Origin of the sequence: Mesorhizobium sp. BR1-1-2 (assembly GCF_020165435.1) — a bacterium.
Lineage (GTDB): Bacteria > Pseudomonadota > Alphaproteobacteria > Rhizobiales > Rhizobiaceae > Mesorhizobium.
In genome coordinates, this window is the sequence record NZ_JAIUID010000023.1 from 23,899 (window position 1) to 39,165 (window position 15,267).

At 63.1% G+C, this 15,267-nt stretch carries 15 protein-coding genes; 7 read left to right on the plus strand and 8 right to left on the minus strand.

The features are described from left to right. Nucleotides 1-70 precede the first annotated feature (70 nt). The 6 genes from urtA (at nucleotide 71) to LB551_RS28445 (ending at nucleotide 6,334) form a co-directional block, all read left to right on the plus strand. Entirely contained in the window at nucleotides 71-1,381 is a 1,311-nt protein-coding gene (urtA, locus tag LB551_RS28420) for an urea ABC transporter substrate-binding protein (protein ID WP_140498870.1), read from the plus strand. Nucleotides 1,382-1,566: 185 nt separating this feature from the next. Then, entirely contained in the window at nucleotides 1,567-3,183 is a 1,617-nt protein-coding gene (urtB, locus tag LB551_RS28425; protein ID WP_224661269.1) for an urea ABC transporter permease subunit UrtB, read from the plus strand. Next, the gene (gene urtC, locus LB551_RS28430) at nucleotides 3,180-4,409 is read left to right on the plus strand and encodes an urea ABC transporter permease subunit UrtC (protein ID WP_224661270.1); all 1,230 of its coding nucleotides are present in this window, start codon (nucleotides 3,180-3,182) and stop codon (nucleotides 4,407-4,409) included. The genes urtB and urtC overlap by 4 nt, the downstream gene beginning before the upstream one ends. Before the next feature lie 6 nt (nucleotides 4,410-4,415). Continuing rightward, nucleotides 4,416-5,162, plus strand: a complete 747-nt coding sequence (gene urtD / locus LB551_RS28435) for an urea ABC transporter ATP-binding protein UrtD (RefSeq protein ID WP_224661271.1) — start codon at nucleotides 4,416-4,418, stop codon at nucleotides 5,160-5,162. Nucleotides 5,163-5,231: 69 nt separating this feature from the next. After that, entirely contained in the window at nucleotides 5,232-5,927 is a 696-nt protein-coding gene (gene urtE, locus LB551_RS28440) for an urea ABC transporter ATP-binding subunit UrtE (protein WP_224661272.1), read from the plus strand. Between the two features lie 230 nt (nucleotides 5,928-6,157). Then, nucleotides 6,158-6,334: a hypothetical protein gene (locus LB551_RS28445; protein ID WP_140498860.1), complete on the plus strand. Its 177-nt coding sequence runs from the start codon at nucleotides 6,158-6,160 to the stop codon at nucleotides 6,332-6,334. Between the two features lie 51 nt (nucleotides 6,335-6,385). Here LB551_RS28445 and LB551_RS28450 read toward each other — a convergent pair whose 3' ends face one another. From LB551_RS28450 to LB551_RS28485, 8 genes are all read right to left on the minus strand, one after another. Continuing rightward, nucleotides 6,386-7,537: a GGDEF domain-containing protein gene (locus LB551_RS28450; protein WP_224661273.1), complete on the minus strand. Its 1,152-nt coding sequence runs from the start codon at nucleotides 7,535-7,537 to the stop codon at nucleotides 6,386-6,388. A gap of 148 nt (nucleotides 7,538-7,685) precedes the next feature. Beyond that, nucleotides 7,686-8,489, minus strand: a complete 804-nt coding sequence (locus LB551_RS28455; protein WP_224661274.1) for a DUF72 domain-containing protein — start codon at nucleotides 8,487-8,489, stop codon at nucleotides 7,686-7,688. Between the two features lie 41 nt (nucleotides 8,490-8,530). Then, a complete protein-coding gene (locus tag LB551_RS28460) occupies nucleotides 8,531-9,001 on the minus strand; it encodes a GNAT family N-acetyltransferase (RefSeq protein WP_224661275.1) in 471 nt (156 codons plus the stop codon). 28 nt (nucleotides 9,002-9,029) lie between these two features. Continuing rightward, entirely contained in the window at nucleotides 9,030-11,951 is a 2,922-nt protein-coding gene (uvrA, locus tag LB551_RS28465) for an excinuclease ABC subunit UvrA (protein WP_224661276.1), read from the minus strand. 707 nt (nucleotides 11,952-12,658) lie between these two features. Then, the gene (locus tag LB551_RS28470) at nucleotides 12,659-12,940 is read right to left on the minus strand and encodes a hypothetical protein (protein ID WP_224661292.1); all 282 of its coding nucleotides are present in this window, start codon (nucleotides 12,938-12,940) and stop codon (nucleotides 12,659-12,661) included. A 101-nt stretch (nucleotides 12,941-13,041) separates the two neighbouring features. Continuing rightward, nucleotides 13,042-13,647, minus strand: coding sequence for an ATP-dependent Clp protease proteolytic subunit (locus tag LB551_RS28475; protein WP_140498846.1), 606 nt, complete (start codon nucleotides 13,645-13,647; stop codon nucleotides 13,042-13,044). Nucleotides 13,648-13,679: 32 nt separating this feature from the next. Then, nucleotides 13,680-14,183, minus strand: a complete 504-nt coding sequence (locus LB551_RS28480) for an SRPBCC family protein (RefSeq protein WP_140548237.1) — start codon at nucleotides 14,181-14,183, stop codon at nucleotides 13,680-13,682. After that, nucleotides 14,180-14,494, minus strand: coding sequence for an ArsR/SmtB family transcription factor (locus LB551_RS28485; protein WP_224661277.1), 315 nt, complete (start codon nucleotides 14,492-14,494; stop codon nucleotides 14,180-14,182). The genes LB551_RS28480 and LB551_RS28485 overlap by 4 nt, the downstream gene beginning before the upstream one ends. A gap of 236 nt (nucleotides 14,495-14,730) precedes the next feature. Here LB551_RS28485 and LB551_RS28490 point away from each other — a divergent pair, with 236 nt between their 5' ends. Beyond that, nucleotides 14,731-15,249 carry a single-stranded DNA-binding protein gene (locus LB551_RS28490; protein WP_224661278.1) on the plus strand — a complete coding sequence of 173 codons (519 nt, stop codon included), beginning with the start codon at nucleotides 14,731-14,733 and terminating at the stop codon, nucleotides 15,247-15,249. Nucleotides 15,250-15,267 lie beyond the last annotated feature (18 nt).

Below are 15,267 nucleotides of genomic sequence, written 5' to 3' on the forward strand. Positions count from 1 at the left end.
GCCTCGGCGATTGGCATGGGGGTTGCTTCGTAGTGTTGCGTTGCAATCAATCAGCTTGGGAGTGTCAGGCATGAGGGGTAATTTCTCGACAATAACAAAAATGTTTTCGGCGGGGGTGGTCGCTGCCGGCCTGTCGATGTCGGCGCCCGCGAAGGCGGCCGACGACACGATCAAGGTCGGCATCCTCCATTCGCTGTCCGGCACGATGGCGATTTCGGAGACGACGCTGAAGGATGCCATGCTGATGCTCATCGACGAGCAGAACGCCAAGGGCGGCCTGCTCGGCAAAAAGCTCGAAGCGGTCGTCGTCGATCCGGCGTCCAACTGGCCGCTCTTCGCCGAGAAGGCGCGCGAGCTGATCTCCAAGGACAAGGTCGCGGCGGTGTTCGGCTGCTGGACCTCGGTGTCGCGCAAATCGGTGCTGCCGGTGTTTTCGGAACTCGACAACATCCTGTTCTATCCCGTCCAGTATGAGGGCGAGGAGAGCGAGCGCAACGTGTTCTATACGGGCGCGGCGCCGAACCAGCAGGCCATTCCGGCCGTCGACTATCTGATGAGCGAGGATGGCGGCTCGGTGAAGCGATGGGTGCTGGAAGGCACGGACTATGTCTATCCCCGCACCACCAACAAGATCCTCGAGGCCTATCTGAAGGCCAAGGGTGTCGCGGCGGAAGACATCATGGTCAACTACACGCCGTTCGGTTTCTCCGACTGGCAGACCGAAGTCTCGGCGATCAAGAAGTTCGGCTCGGCCGGCAAGAAGACCGCCGTCGTCTCCACCGTCAACGGCGACGCCAACGTGCCGTTCTATAAGGAACTGGGCAACCAGGGCATCAAGGCCGAGGACATCCCGGTCATGGCCTTTTCTGTCGGCGAGGAGGAGCTTGCCGGTCTCGACACGGCGCCGCTGGTCGGCCATCTCGCCGCCTGGAACTATTTCGAGAGCGTCGACACGCCCGAGAACAAGAAGTTCATCGCCGACTGGCACAAGTTCATCAAGAACGACAAGCGCACCACCAACGACCCGATGGAGGCCCACTATATCGGCTTCAACATGTGGGTGAAGGCGGTCGAGAAGGCCGGCACCACCGATCCGGACAAGGTGATCGACGCCATGGTCGGCGTCTCGGTACCGAACCTGACCGGCGGCTATTCGACGATGATGCCGAACCATCACATCACCAAGCCGGTGCTGATCGGTGAAATCCAGGCAGACGGCCAGTTCGAGACGGTCTCGCGCACGCCGGGGCTGGTGATGGGCGACGAGTGGTCGGATTACCTGCCCGATTCCAAAGACCTGATCTCCGATTGGCGGGCGCCTCTGTCCTGCGGCAACTTCAATGTCGCCACCGGCAAATGCGGCGGCAAGGGCACAAACTGATCCGCCCGGGCTGGACCTTCAGGTCCATGACTCGGTCTGGACTTCTAAGTCCATGCCCCCGGTCTGGACTGTTAAGTCCATGACCCGGTCTGGACTGTTAAGTCCATGCCCATGACCGCGAGCGTCCGGACGGTTCCTCCGCCGTCCGGACGTCCAACTCAACCCAGAAGAGTCGCCTGACGCCGATGAACCTTTTCCGCGCACTTGGCCTGACGCTGCTGTTCTTGCTGGCGACGCTGTCGTCGTCGGGCGCTGGCGAAGCCGATCTGCGTGGCATCATCGCCAAGTTCGCCGCCGCCAAGGGTTTTTCGGAGACGGGAGCTGTCGTTCACGACCTGGCGGCCACAGGCGATCCGGCGGTGGAGCGGCCGCTTGCGGCGCTGGCCGATGGTAATCTTTACGTCCGCAAGGTCGATTCCCTGGTCTTCGTCGGCAAGGAAGTCGGCGAACGGGTCCAGCTTTTCGACCCGCTGAGCGGTGAATCATCCGGTGAAGCGGCCAAGGACGACATCACCAAGATCAAGGTCAACAACACGCTGCGCCGCGCCATCCGCGATGCGCTGGGCACGCTGACGCTCGGCGCCAAGGATCCGGCCGTGCGGCTCGCCGCCGCCGACACCATGTTCAAGACGCCCGATGCCGCAAACATCGAGCCGCTCGATGCCGCGATCGCCAATGAGACGGTCGCCAGTGTCAAGACCTTGCTGGAACAGGCTCGTGCCGCGTCGATTCTGAGCTCGGATCGGCCGGAGGCCGACAAGCTCGCGGCAATCGCCCTGATCGGCGCGCGCGGCGACCGCGATGCGGTATCGCTGCTTACCTCGGTAGAGGCCAATGCCTCGGGCGCAGCAAAGGAAGCCGCGGCAGCGGCAATCGCCAACATCGATTCGACACTGGCCCTGTGGGACGCCGGACAGAACATCTGGTACGGCATTTCGCTGGGCTCGGTGCTGCTGCTGGCGGCGATCGGGCTTGCCATCACCTTCGGCGTCATGGGCGTCATCAATATGGCGCATGGCGAGATGGTGATGCTCGGCGCCTACACGACCTTCGTCGTCCAGCAGGTGATCCGCACGTCCTTTCCCGGCCTGTTCGACTGGTCGCTGGTGATCGCACTGCCGCTTGCCTTCCTGGTCGCGGGGCTTGTCGGCTTCGCCATCGAGCGCGGCGTTATCCGCTTCCTCTACGGCCGGCCGCTGGAGACGCTGCTGGCGACATGGGGCGTTTCGCTGATCCTGCAGCAGGCAGTGCGCTCGATCTTCGGGCCAACCAACCAGGAGGTCGGCAATCCCTCCTGGATGTCGGGTTCGTTCGATGTCGGCCAGCTTGCCATCACCTGGAACCGGCTCTGGATCCTGGTCTTCGCGCTCACCGTCTTCGCGATGCTGCTCTATGTGATGAAGCGCACCCCCTGGGGGCTGCAGATGCGCGCCGTCACCGCCAACCGCCGCATGGCCGCCTCGATGGGCATCAGGACGCCATGGGTCGATGCGCTGACCTTCGCGCTCGGCTCCGGTATTGCCGGCATTGCCGGCGTGGCGCTCAGCCAGATCGACAATGTCTCGCCCAATCTCGGCCGCGGCTACATCATCGACAGTTTCATGGTCGTCGTTTTCGGCGGCGTCGGCAATCTGTGGGGCACGCTGGTCGGCGCCTTTTCGCTGGGCATCGTCAACAAGTTCCTCGAACCCTATGCCGGGGCGGTGCTCGGCAAGATCGTCGTGCTGGTGCTGATCATCCTGTTCATCCAGAAGCGCCCGCGCGGCCTGTTCGCGCTCAAGGGCAGGGCGGTGGAAGCATGATGTCGGGACGCTTCTTCGCCGCGGGCGCGGACCGCCGCATCGCCATCACCATCCTCATCCTGCTGGCGGCGGCCATCATCGTGCCGCTGCTCAACCTGGTTGTTTCGCCTACGAGCGCATTCTACGTGCCGCCCTTTATCGTGGCGCTGACCGGCAAATATCTCTGCTACGCGCTGCTGGCACTCGCGCTCGATCTGGTCTGGGGCTATTGCGGCATCCTCTCGCTCGGCCACGGCGCCTTCTTCGCGCTCGGCGGCTACGCGATGGGCATGTATCTGATGCGCCAGATCGGCTCGCGCGGTGTTTATGGCAACCCGGTCCTGCCTGATTTCATGGTGTTCCTGAACTACAAGGAACTGCCCTGGTTCTGGACCGGCTTCGACCATTTCTGGTTCGCCGCGATCATGGTGCTCGCCGTGCCCGGCCTGCTCGCCTTTGTCTTCGGCTGGTTCGCCTTCCGCAGCCGCGTCACCGGCGTCTATCTCTCGATCATCACACAGGCGATGACCTATGCGCTGCTGCTCGCCTTCTTCCGCAACGACATGGGCTTCGGCGGCAACAATGGCCTGACCGACTTCAAGGATATTCTGGGCTTCAGCGTGCAGGCCGACGCGACCCGCTCGGCGCTGTTCGCGGCCAGCGCGGTGACGCTGGCGCTCGGCGTCTTCGTCACCTGGGCGATCGTCGGCTCCAAATACGGCAAGCTGCTGATGGCGGTGCGCGATGCCGAAAGCCGCACCCGCTTCCTCGGCTGGCGGGCTGAGAACGTGAAGTTGTTCGCCTTCACGGTTTCAGCCGTCATGGCCGGCATCGCGGGCGCGCTTTACGTGCCGCAGGTCGGCATCATCAATCCGGGCGAATTCGAACCCTCCAATTCGATCGAGGTGGTGATCTGGGCAGCGGTCGGCGGGCGCGGCACCATTGTCGGGCCGATCATCGGCGCATTGCTGGTCAACGCCGGAAAATCCTGGTTCACCGGCGTGCTGCCTGAACTGTGGCTGTTCGCACTCGGAGGCCTGTTCGTCGCCGTGACGCTGCTCTTGCCGAAAGGCATCATCGGCATGTGGGATAGCTGGCGCGGCAACGCCAAGGCGCTGCGCGCGGCATCGTTGGCCGAGGAGGCCGGCGCCGATGGTGAAATCGCGCCGTCCAAAGTCGTGCAGTCGGCGGCCAGAACACCCGGCGAATGGTCCTCGTCCAGCCTCGAACCTCAGCCGGCGGAGTGACGGGCGATGTCGAAGTCGAACACCATTCTCTACCTCGACGGCGTTTCGGTTTCCTTCGACGGATTTCGCGCCATCAACAATCTGTCGCTGGTGCTCGACAAGGGCGAGATGCGCGCCATCATCGGCCCCAACGGCGCCGGCAAGACGACGATGATGGACATCGTCACCGGCAAGACACGGCCCGACGAGGGCGAGGTGTTCTTCGACGGCCAGGTCGATCTCACCCGGCATGACGAGGCCGAGATCGCCATGATGGGCATCGGCCGCAAATTCCAGAAGCCGACCGTTTTCGAAAGCCACACGATCGAGGAAAATTTGATGCTGGCGCTGAAGGGGCCGCGCTCGATCTTCCCGGCGCTGTTCCATCGACGCTCACCCGCCGAGGCGCGGCGGATCGATGACATCCTCGGTACCATCCGGCTCGGCGACAAGCGCGACGAGCTCGCCGCCAATCTCAGCCACGGCCAGAAGCAGTGGCTGGAGATCGGCATGCTCCTGGCGCAGGACCCGAAGCTGCTTCTGGTCGACGAGCCGGTCGCCGGCATGACCGACGCCGAAACCGAGGAGACCGCGCGTCTGCTCAAGGAGATCGCCCGCGACCATTCGGTGATCGTCGTCGAGCACGACATGCATTTCGTGCGCGAGCTCGGCGTCAAGGTCACCTGTCTGCATGAGGGCTCGGTGCTTTCCGAAGGCACGCTCGATTTCGTATCGGCCGACGAGCGTGTCGTCGAAGTCTATCTGGGGAGATGATCATGGTTTGGCGGGTGCAATTCCATCGCTTCGATCTTGCCTTCCTCCGTTTCTGGAGAAGGCGCTGACATGCTCGAAGTTTCCGATGCCACGCTCCACTACGGCGCCGCCCAGGCGCTGCGCGGCGTGTCGCTGAAGGCGGGCGCCGGCAAGATCACCTGCGTGCTTGGCCGCAACGGCGTCGGCAAGACCAGTTTGATGAGATCGATCGTCGGCCATCACAGGCTGACGAGCGGAAGCGTTGCCTTCGAGGGGAAGGCGCTCGACCGGAGCGCGGCGTATGACCGCGCCCGGTCGGGCATCGCATTCGTGCCGCAGGGCAGGGAGATCTTTCCGCTGCTCAGCGTGCGGGAAAACCTCGAATCGGGATTCGCGCCCTTGAAATGGGCCGACCGCAACGTGCCGGCGCATGTCTTCGAATTGTTTCCGGTGCTCAAGCAGATGCTTGGCCGCCGCGGCGGCGATCTCTCCGGCGGCCAGCAGCAGCAACTCGCCATCGGCAGGGCGCTGGTGATGCGGCCGAAGCTCTTGGTGCTCGACGAGCCGACGGAAGGCATCCAGCCGTCTGTTATCAAGGATATCGGCCGTGCCATCCGCTATCTACGCGACCAGGCCGGCATTGCGGTGCTTCTGGTCGAGCAATATCTCGACTTCTGCCGCGAACTCGCCGACGAGGTCAACATCATGGACCGCGGCCAAATCGTGCATACTGGTCCTGCCGAAGATCTCGACCGGGCGGATGTCAGGAAGTTCCTGACGGTTTAAATCCATCTCCTTATGAAAGATTTTTCAATCTTTCTTCAACACCCGCTGGTACGCCCAATACTAGATGCTAGTCTTCTGATGGCTTTGTGAGTCGGCCGCTTCCGTATCAGTCTGGTTTGTCGCAGATCGAGGTGGGCGCCGGGCAAGTTCCGCGCAAGCATGCGTTCCTAGCATCCTCCCTGCGATTTCTGTCGTTCAACGCGTTTGGGCACACAGGCTAAGGGGCAGCCATGGAACGTTACGTCGAGGACTACCAGAAACGGCGGCTTACCGAGCGCGTCGACATCATCACAGCCATCAATATCCTGAAATCCCAAGGCTATGACCACGACGAGCTGATCGAGGAGATCACCAAGGTCTTCTATGTCGACCTCGATGCCTTCAATGAAATTGTCATGGCGGCGTAAAGGCCGCATTCGCCCATTCAACAGTCATGGTCACGGCATTGATGCGTTTGGTCAGCTGGCGCGCCGGAATGGAGAGGCGGTGACGCGGTTGCGGCCGCCGCGCTTGGCGGCATAGAGCGCCTTGTCGGCGGCGCTGAGCACCTTGTCGAAGCTCAGGCCCTCTTTGGTGCCGAAAGCAAAGCCGGCGCTGACGGTGCACGTCAGGGGACCGTTCTCGGTGTCGATGCGGCGCGCGGCGAATGAGGTTCGTATCGCCTCGGCCGTGTTTTCCACTGTTTCGGGCAAAGTCCGCTTCAGTACCACCGCGAACTCCTCGCCGCCCATGCGCGCGGCGACATCGGTCGGGCGAAGGTTGCCGGCAAGCACCTTGGCGAACACTTTCAGCACCTCATCGCCCGTCGCGTGGCCGAACTCGTCATTGATGGCCTTGAAGCTGTCGAGGTCGAACACGACCACGGCGGTAAAGGCGCCGACGGGAGAATCGCCAAAGAGGTCGAACAGCGCGCGGCGGTTGAGCAGGCCGGTCAGCTGATCCGTCAGCGCGTTGCGGCGGTGATGCCTCGCCAGACGCCCCTGGTTGAGGGCCAGCGACAAGGCGCCGATGCCGGTCATGCTGGCGATGACGACGATGAGGCTGAGATCCTCGGCCCAGTTCCTCGGCGCATGGCTCAGGATCAGCTTGCCGTCCCAAGCCAAAACCGTCGCGCAAAGCAGGAAGGACATGGCGGTCGCCGAATAGAGTGCGGCGGCGCCGATGGTAAGCGCTGGGGCCTCGGCACGGCCCTTCCAGTATTCGGCGGCGGTTGCGAACAGGAGCAGGGCCGCGAACAGATTCTCGAACATGAAGCCGAGCCCGTTATAGCCGAGAGCCATGGGCGGCAGCGCCACTGCCAGCGAAATGCCGCCCCCGATCAAAACTCTGGGGATCGGCGAGCCGCCGCTTCTGAATTGGTAGGCGGCGCCCAGCATCATCGAGAAGCCGACCAGCAGCAAGGTGAAGGTGGCGATGCCGAGGCCGCGCCTGGGCGCGTCGATATAGGCGTCATAGGTGAAGACCTCGCCCACCACCAGCAAGGCGCTGAGCGCCCAGGTGAGCAGGAACTTGTCGGTGCGGGCGGTGAGCCATGTGCCGAACAACGTCAGGCTCAGGCAGGCAGCGGAGAAACCGACCGCCAGCAGAAGTGAGTTGTAGTCGAGCGACATGCCCCTCGTTCCTTGCCCGCGACGACCCTGCAGCCTGACGTTGCTGGAGTCATGACGCAAGGAAGTGTCGATAAGGTTACGATAGCGACGAAGATGCGACGGTTCAGGCCCGGCGCCGCCGCCAGTGGGCCGTCTGCGCAGAGTTTTTTCAGGCGACCCGCTTCATAAGCGCCATGGCGCCGAACGGCGCGCGCACCTTGCCCTCGGTGATGAAGTAAACGAACACGTCGCGCGGTTGCACCGGTGCGTCGGTGGCAGGGTCGGCGCGCCGCAAATCGGTCGGCTGCTTGCCTTCCGCCCAGACCTTGGCCCGCGCCGCCCACTCATCGAGGCCTTTTGGGGTGTAGCAGTCGGGATTGTCATCCGAGCCGGTCTGCAGCCGCGCATAGATGAAATCGCCGGTGATATCGGCGATATCAGGATATTTTGCGTGATCGGCATAGACGATGGCCGCCTTGTATTTGCGCGCGAGCGCCGGGAATTCCGGCACGATGAAACTGTCGCTGCGGACTTCGAGCGCATGGCGCAGTGCAACGCCATCCTGCCTTTCCGGCAGCAACTTCAGAAAAGCCTCGAAATCGTCGGGATCGAATTTCTTGGTCGGCGCGAACTGCCAAAGGATCGGCCCAAGCTTGTCGCCGAGCGCGGCGACGCCGGAGCCGAGGAAACGCATCATCGATTCACCTGCTTCGCCCAGCACGCGGCGGTTGGTGACGAAGCGGTTGCCCTTCAGCGAGTAGACGAAACCGTCGGGAGCCTCATTGGCCCATTTGACGAAGGTCGGTTCCTTGAAGCTGGAATAGTAGGTGCCGTTGACCTCGATGCTCGGCACCTGCCGGCTGGCGTATTGCAACTGCTTGGCCTTGGGGAGTTTTTCCGGGTAGAAGGACGTGTCCCACGGCTCGAAGGTCCAGCCGCCCATGCCGGCGCGGATTGTTCCTGATTTGCTCATTGTCGTCCTCCCGTTTCAGAAGTCTGGCGAGTTCAGAAAAATCACGCCGTCGTGACCTCGGCGACTGGCTTGGCCATGTCGACGAGCACCCATCCCGGCCGGTAGGGATTGGGCCGGCGACCCGTTTCGCGATAGCCATAGGCCAGATAGAGCGCGATGTTGCGCTCCATTTTCGCGTTGGTGTAGAGCCGCACCTCCGGCAGGCGCCACAGGCAGCTCTGTTCGTCCGCATGTCTCAGCAGTGCGATGCCGAAGCCCTTGCCCTGAAATCCTGGCGCCACGGCGACGGAGAAGATCATCGCGTGGTCTTCGTGCCGCTCCAGGACGATCAGCCCGGCCAGTTCGCCGCCGCTCTCCAGCAGCCAGACCTCGCCGCGCGCGATGCGCGGCGCATAGTCCTCGGTGACCGGGATCGGTGGCGCGCCCAACAGCGAGGTGTAGGGCGCGTAGGCATCCGTGGTCAGAGTCATGACGGCGGTGACATCCGTGGCGAGGGCTTTCCTGATCTTCATTCCGGAGATTCCCAATGCCAGCCCGCCATCACTCCGCCGCTTCGCGCTTGCCTCCGGGGCGTCGCTCCAGCAATTCCTTGAGGAACTGGCCGGTGTAGCTGCGTTTTTCGCGCACGATCGCTTCCGGCGTACCGGAGGCAACCAGTTCGCCGCCGCCGTCGCCGCCCTCGGGGCCGAGATCGAGCACCCAGTCGGCGGTCTTGATCACTTCGAGATTGTGCTCGATCACCACCACCGTGTTGCCCTGGTCGACCAGTTCGTGCAGCACTTCCAGCAGCTTGGCGACATCGTGGAAGTGCAGGCCGGTGGTCGGCTCGTCGAGGATATAGAGCGTCTTGCCGGTCGCCTTGCGCGACAGTTCCTTTGCGAGTTTTATCCGCTGCGCCTCGCCGCCCGACAACGTGGTCGCCTGCTGGCCGATATGGATGTAGCCGAGGCCGACCTGCTTCAGCGTGTCGAGCTTGTCGCGCACACCGGGCACGGCGGCGAAGAAGTCGACGCCTTCCTCGACGGTCATGTCGAGCACGTCGGCGATCGACTTGCCCTTGAACAGCACGTCGAGCGTTTCGCGGTTGTAGCGCTTGCCGTGGCAGACGTCGCAGGTGACGTAGACGTCGGGCAGGAAGTGCATCTCGATCTTGATGACGCCGTCGCCCTGGCAGGCCTCGCAGCGGCCGCCCTTGACGTTGAAGGAGAAGCGGCCCGGCTGGTAACCGCGCGCCTTGGCCTCGGGCAGGCCCGCGAACCAGTCGCGGATCGGCGTGAAGGCGCCGGTATAGGTGGCGGGGTTGGAGCGCGGGGTCCGTCCAATCGGCGACTGGTCGATGTCGATGACTTTGTCGAGGAATTCCAGGCCCTCGATGCGGTCATGCTCGGCCGGATGCTCGCGCGAGCCCATGATGCGGCGCGAGGCCGCCTTGAACAGCGTCTCGATCAGGAAGGTCGACTTGCCGCCCCCCGATACGCCGGTAACGGCGGTGAAGGTGCCGAGCGGAATCTCGGCGGTGACGTTCTTCAGATTGTTGCCGCGCGCGCCGACGACTTTCAGGCGGCGGTTCTTCTTCGCCTCGCGGCGAACCGCTGGTGTCGTCACTTCGAGTTCGCCCGAAAGGTATTTGCCGGTGATCGAATTCGGGTTGGCCATCACCTGCTGCGGCGTGCCCTGGGCAATGATTTCACCGCCATGGATGCCGGCGGCCGGGCCGATGTCGACGACGTAGTCGGCATGCAGGATGGCGTCCTCGTCATGCTCGACCACGATGACCGTGTTGCCGATGTCGCGCAGGTGCTTCAGCGTGTCGAGCAGGCGCGCATTGTCGCGCTGGTGCAGGCCGATCGACGGTTCGTCCAGCACGTAGAGCACGCCGGTGAGGCCGGAGCCGATCTGCGATGCCAGCCGGATGCGCTGGCTCTCGCCGCCCGACAGCGTGCCGGAATTGCGCGACAGGGTGAGATAATCGAGGCCGACGTCGTTGAGGAAGCGCAGCCGCTCGCGGATCTCCTTGAGCACGCGCACGGCGATCTCGTTCTGCTTGTCGTTGAGCTGCGCCGGCAGATCGGTGAACCACTGGTCGGCCTTGCGGATCGACTGTTCGGTCACTTCGCCGATGTGCTTGCCGGCGATCTTCACCGCCAGCGCTTCCGGCTTCAGCCTGTAGCCACGACAGGCCGGGCAGGGGGTGGCCGACATGAAGCGCTCGATCTCCTCGCGCATCCAGGCGGATTCGGTCTCTTTCCAGCGCCGCTCGAGGTTGGGGATGACGCCCTCGAAGGTCTTGGTCGTTTTGTAGGAGCGCAGGCCGTCATCATACTGGAAGGTGATCTCGCGCTCGCCTGTGCCGCGCAGGATGGCTTCCTGGGCCTCCCTGGTCAGATCCTTGAACTTGTCGCCGAGCTTGAAGCCGTAAGCCTTGCCGAGCGCCTCCAGCGTCTGCACGTAGTAGGGCGAAGTCGATTTCGCCCATGGGCTGACGGCGCCATCGCGCAGCGAGACGTTCTCGTCGGGGACGACCAGATTGGGATCGATGGCGCGCTGGCTGCCCAGCCCGTCGCAGGTCGGGCAGGCGCCGAACGGGTTGTTGAAGGAGAACAGCCTGGGCTCGATCTCGGGAATGGTGAAACCGGAGACCGGGCAGGCGAATTTTTCCGAGAACAGGATGCGCTCATGCGTCTCGTTCTTCGACTTGTTGACCGAATCCTCGCCGGTCTGACTGGCATCGAGCGGCTTGTCGGCGAACTCCGCCACCGCCAGCCCCTCGGCGAGCTTCAGCGCGGTCTCCATGGAATCGGCAAGGCGCGTTGCGAGGTCGCCGCGCACGACGATGCGGTCCACGACCACGTCGATGTCGTGCTTGTATTTCTTGTCGAGTGGCGGCACGTCCGCGATCTCGTAGAAGACGCCGTCGACCTTGACGCGCTGAAATCCTTTTTTCTGCAGCTCGAGCAATTCCTTGCGGTACTCGCCTTTGCGGCCGCGCACGATCGGCGCCAGGATGAACAGGCGCGTGCCTTCCTCGACCGCCAGCACGCGATCGACCATCTGCGACACCGTCTGGCTCTCGATCGGCAGCCCCGTGGCCGGCGAATAGGGTACGCCGACACGCGCGAACAGAAGCCGCATGTAGTCGTATATCTCGGTGACGGTGCCGACCGTCGAGCGCGGGTTTTTCGAGGTGGTCTTCTGCTCGATGGAGATGGCCGGCGAAAGGCCGTCGATCTGGTCGACGTCCGGCTTCTGCATCATTTCGAGGAATTGCCGCGCATAGGCCGACAGGCTCTCGACATAGCGGCGCTGGCCTTCGGCGTAGATGGTGTCGAAGGCGAGCGACGACTTGCCCGAGCCCGACAGGCCTGTCATGACGATCAGGCTGTCACGCGGCAGGTCGAGATCGATATTCTTCAGATTGTGTTCGCGCGCCCCGCGAATGGAAAGATATTTATGGTCGGCCATCGCCGGTCGCCGCCTCAGATCTGGAATTTGTGGGATCGGCGGGTTTTCCCCGGCCATCCCCTATGTAGGTATTTTTGCCGCCGCGTCGAGAGACGCCACAATTCTCGACCAAGTCGTTTAACCGTCTTTCGCGCGAACGGGCAAGCGGAAAGAACAAAGACCGAACACGCTCCTGACAAAAGCAATGGACCAGGCGGGCCTTGTCGATTGATGGATGTGTCGGTCGATCACATTTTTCCCGTTCGGCCATCGGGCGGTTGACGTCCCCGGCCGAGGGGAGCAGACTCCATACGTCAATGAAGCCGGCTGTCTTTCGATGGCCTCGCTGCCCAAAGGCGGCCTGCGAGACGCCGCGGGCTTTGCGATCAGTGCTTCTGACGACGATTGTCGCAACGGACACAGGAGTGGAGCATGACGCCACCGGACAGTCCCTTGAGGCTCCAGCAGTGATTGGAGCCGCGGCAGGCATAAATGCCGGGGGAGGCGCGAGCGCCTTCCGACGTGACCCTGCCGGATGCACCAAAATCAGAGACTACTGGTCGGATCGTCGGCTGAACGCCGCGTAGCATCCGAAATCGAAAGCCGGTAAAACATTCCCGGCGAAAGATTGGATTATAGATCCAGAAAAGCCCCGTCCGTTTGCTAAAGCACGGCGGGGCTGCTCTTTTGGGGGAACGCGCAGGTACTGACGGCCCGCGACATGTCAGCTACCGCGGCGGTTTGATCCCGCCGGCGCCGATGTCGACCGTGATGCTGCCGGAAATCCTGACATCGGTATCGCCGATCTTGAACTGGCCGTTGCCGTTGGCTGGGAAGGCGTCATCGGGCTCGGGCTGCGGGGCCGGCTTGGCGATGCGGTAATCGCCGGCCACCCCGGGCAGGCTGCCTTTCGGGCTTTCGCCGGCAAAGGCGCCGCCGGCCAGCATGAGCGCCCCGGCGAAAATGGCGACGGCAAGACGCCGAGGTCGGAATGAGCGGCTGTCGATCATCGGCCCGTTATAGCGCCGCCACGCCGTAGGGGCCAGACCGGCGGTCACCAAATCGCCGGATGGCGGGGCCGTCGCGGCTCAATTCATCGTGCTCGTGCCGGTCACGCCGCCTTTTTGCGGGTGTCGTAGACATGATCGACGAGACCCCATGCCTTCGCTTCCTCGGCGGTCATGAAATAGTCCCGGTCGAGCGTCCGCTCGACCTCTTCATAGGTGCGGCCGCAATGGCGCGCATAAAGCTCGGTCATCTGCCGCTTGGTACGCAGAATGCCTTCGGCGTGACGCTGGATGTCCGATGCCTGACCCTGGAAGCCGCCCAGTGGCTGGTGCAGGACGAGGCTGGCGTTGGGCAGCGCGATGCGCCGTCCGGGCGTGCCAGCCATCAGCAGGAACGAAGCCATCGAGGCGGCAAAGCCCATGCACACCGTCGACACCGGACAGCTGACATATTGCATGGTGTCGTAGATGGCGAAGCCGCTGGTCACCACGCCCCCAGGCGAGTTGATGTAGAGCGAGATCTCCTTGTCGGGATTATCGGATTCCAGCGACAGAAGCTGGGCGCAGACCAGCGCCGACATGCCGTCGTTGATCTCGCCGTTGATGAAGACGATGCGCTCGCGCAGCAGCCGCGAGAAAATGTCGAAGGCGCGCTCGCCGCGGCTCGATTGCTCGATCACCATCGGCACCAGATTGGCAAAACCGGTCATCGTCTCTCTCCGTTTTTCATTGTGTCGGCCAGTCAAGCGGCGCGCTGCAGAAGGCAAAATGAATTGGCTGCGGGGCGGCGGCCGGAGCCACGCGCAGCGAATGAAAGCCGGCAGCCGGCGCCTGCCATGGTCACCATGGGCCCGGCGGCGGATGTCGCCGCACGGGCAAAGCCTTCATGGATAATATGCAGATGCGTGCCGCCCGAAACGGTGCGGGCGAGCGTGAAGGTGACGATGCTGTCGAGCGGGTTCCGTTTCTCGTCCGGCCGCGGCTGTTCCCGCCAGGTATAGCGAAGCCTTTTTCCGGGCTCGGCATCGAGGATCTCGCATTCGATCGGCGCTTCGGGGCCGGCAAAGGCGAAATTGCTGCCGATCTCAGGATTGATGTCGTTGGGCATCATCCAGGCCGCAAGCAATTCGGGCACGGTCAGCGCCCGCCATACCTTTTCCGGCGGCTCGGGAAGATCGCACTCGAACTCGATCGCGTCGGGGGCGGTCCGCGCATGGCTTTCGTCGGTCACTGGTGCGTGCGTCATTGGTCCATGTCCTTGAGAACCGTCTTCAGTCTTTCGATGCGTTCGGGCCAGAACGTCCGGTAGCGTTCGATCCAGCCGAGCAGCGGATCGAGCCCTTTCGGATCGGCGCGGTAATAGGCGTTGCGGCCCGCCCGCCGCTCGACCACCAGCCCTGCGCCGCGCAGCACGGCCAGGTGCTGCGACACAGCCGGCTGCGACACCGTCATGCCGGTGCGCAGTTGCGACACCGTCATCTCGCTGGTGGCGAGGCGTTCATAGACGGCGCGTCGGGTGGGGTCAGCCAGCGCCCGGAAAATTTCCGCTTCGATCATGGCAAAAGCATAAGTCGATACTTATCGGTTTGGCAAGCGGTCTTTTGCGGCCCATATGAAAGGGAGCGGGCTGCTGCGGCATTGCTGCCAATCCTTGACAATGAGCGGCGATGCATGTAGGAACGAAAAGAGAACAAAAACCTTGTGGGAAAAGGCAGCCACAGCAGGCAAGGGGTGTGCGCAACCTGTAAGGTGCTGCGACAAAAATTTGTTTCGGACGAGCGCGGAGAAGTATCATGGCGGGTAGCGTCAACAAGGTCATTCTGGTCGGCAATCTCGGAGCGGACCCGGAGATCCGCCGCCTGAATTCGGGCGAGCCGGTCGTCAACATCCGCATCGCAACGTCGGAAAGCTGGCGCGACAAGAATTCCGGCGAGCGCAAGGAAAAGACCGAGTGGCATAATGTCGTCATCTTCAATGAAGGCATCGCCAAGGTTGCCGAGCAGTATCTGAAGAAGGGCATGAAGGTGTATGTCGAAGGCCAGTTGCAGACCCGCAAATGGCAGGACCAGACCGGTGCCGACAAATACACGACGGAAGTCGTGCTGCAGAGATTCCGCGGCGAGCTGCAGATGCTTGACGCGCGCGGCCAGGGAGAGGGCGGTCAGGTCGGCGGCTATTCCGGCGGCAGCAGCCGCGGTTCCGACTTCGGCCAGTCCGGCCCGAACGAAGGTTTTAGCCGCGGCGGCGGCGGTCCCAAGGGCGGTGGCGGCGGCGGTTCTTCGCGCGAGCTGGACGACGAGATCCCGTTCTGAGAGACAGATAAATCATAG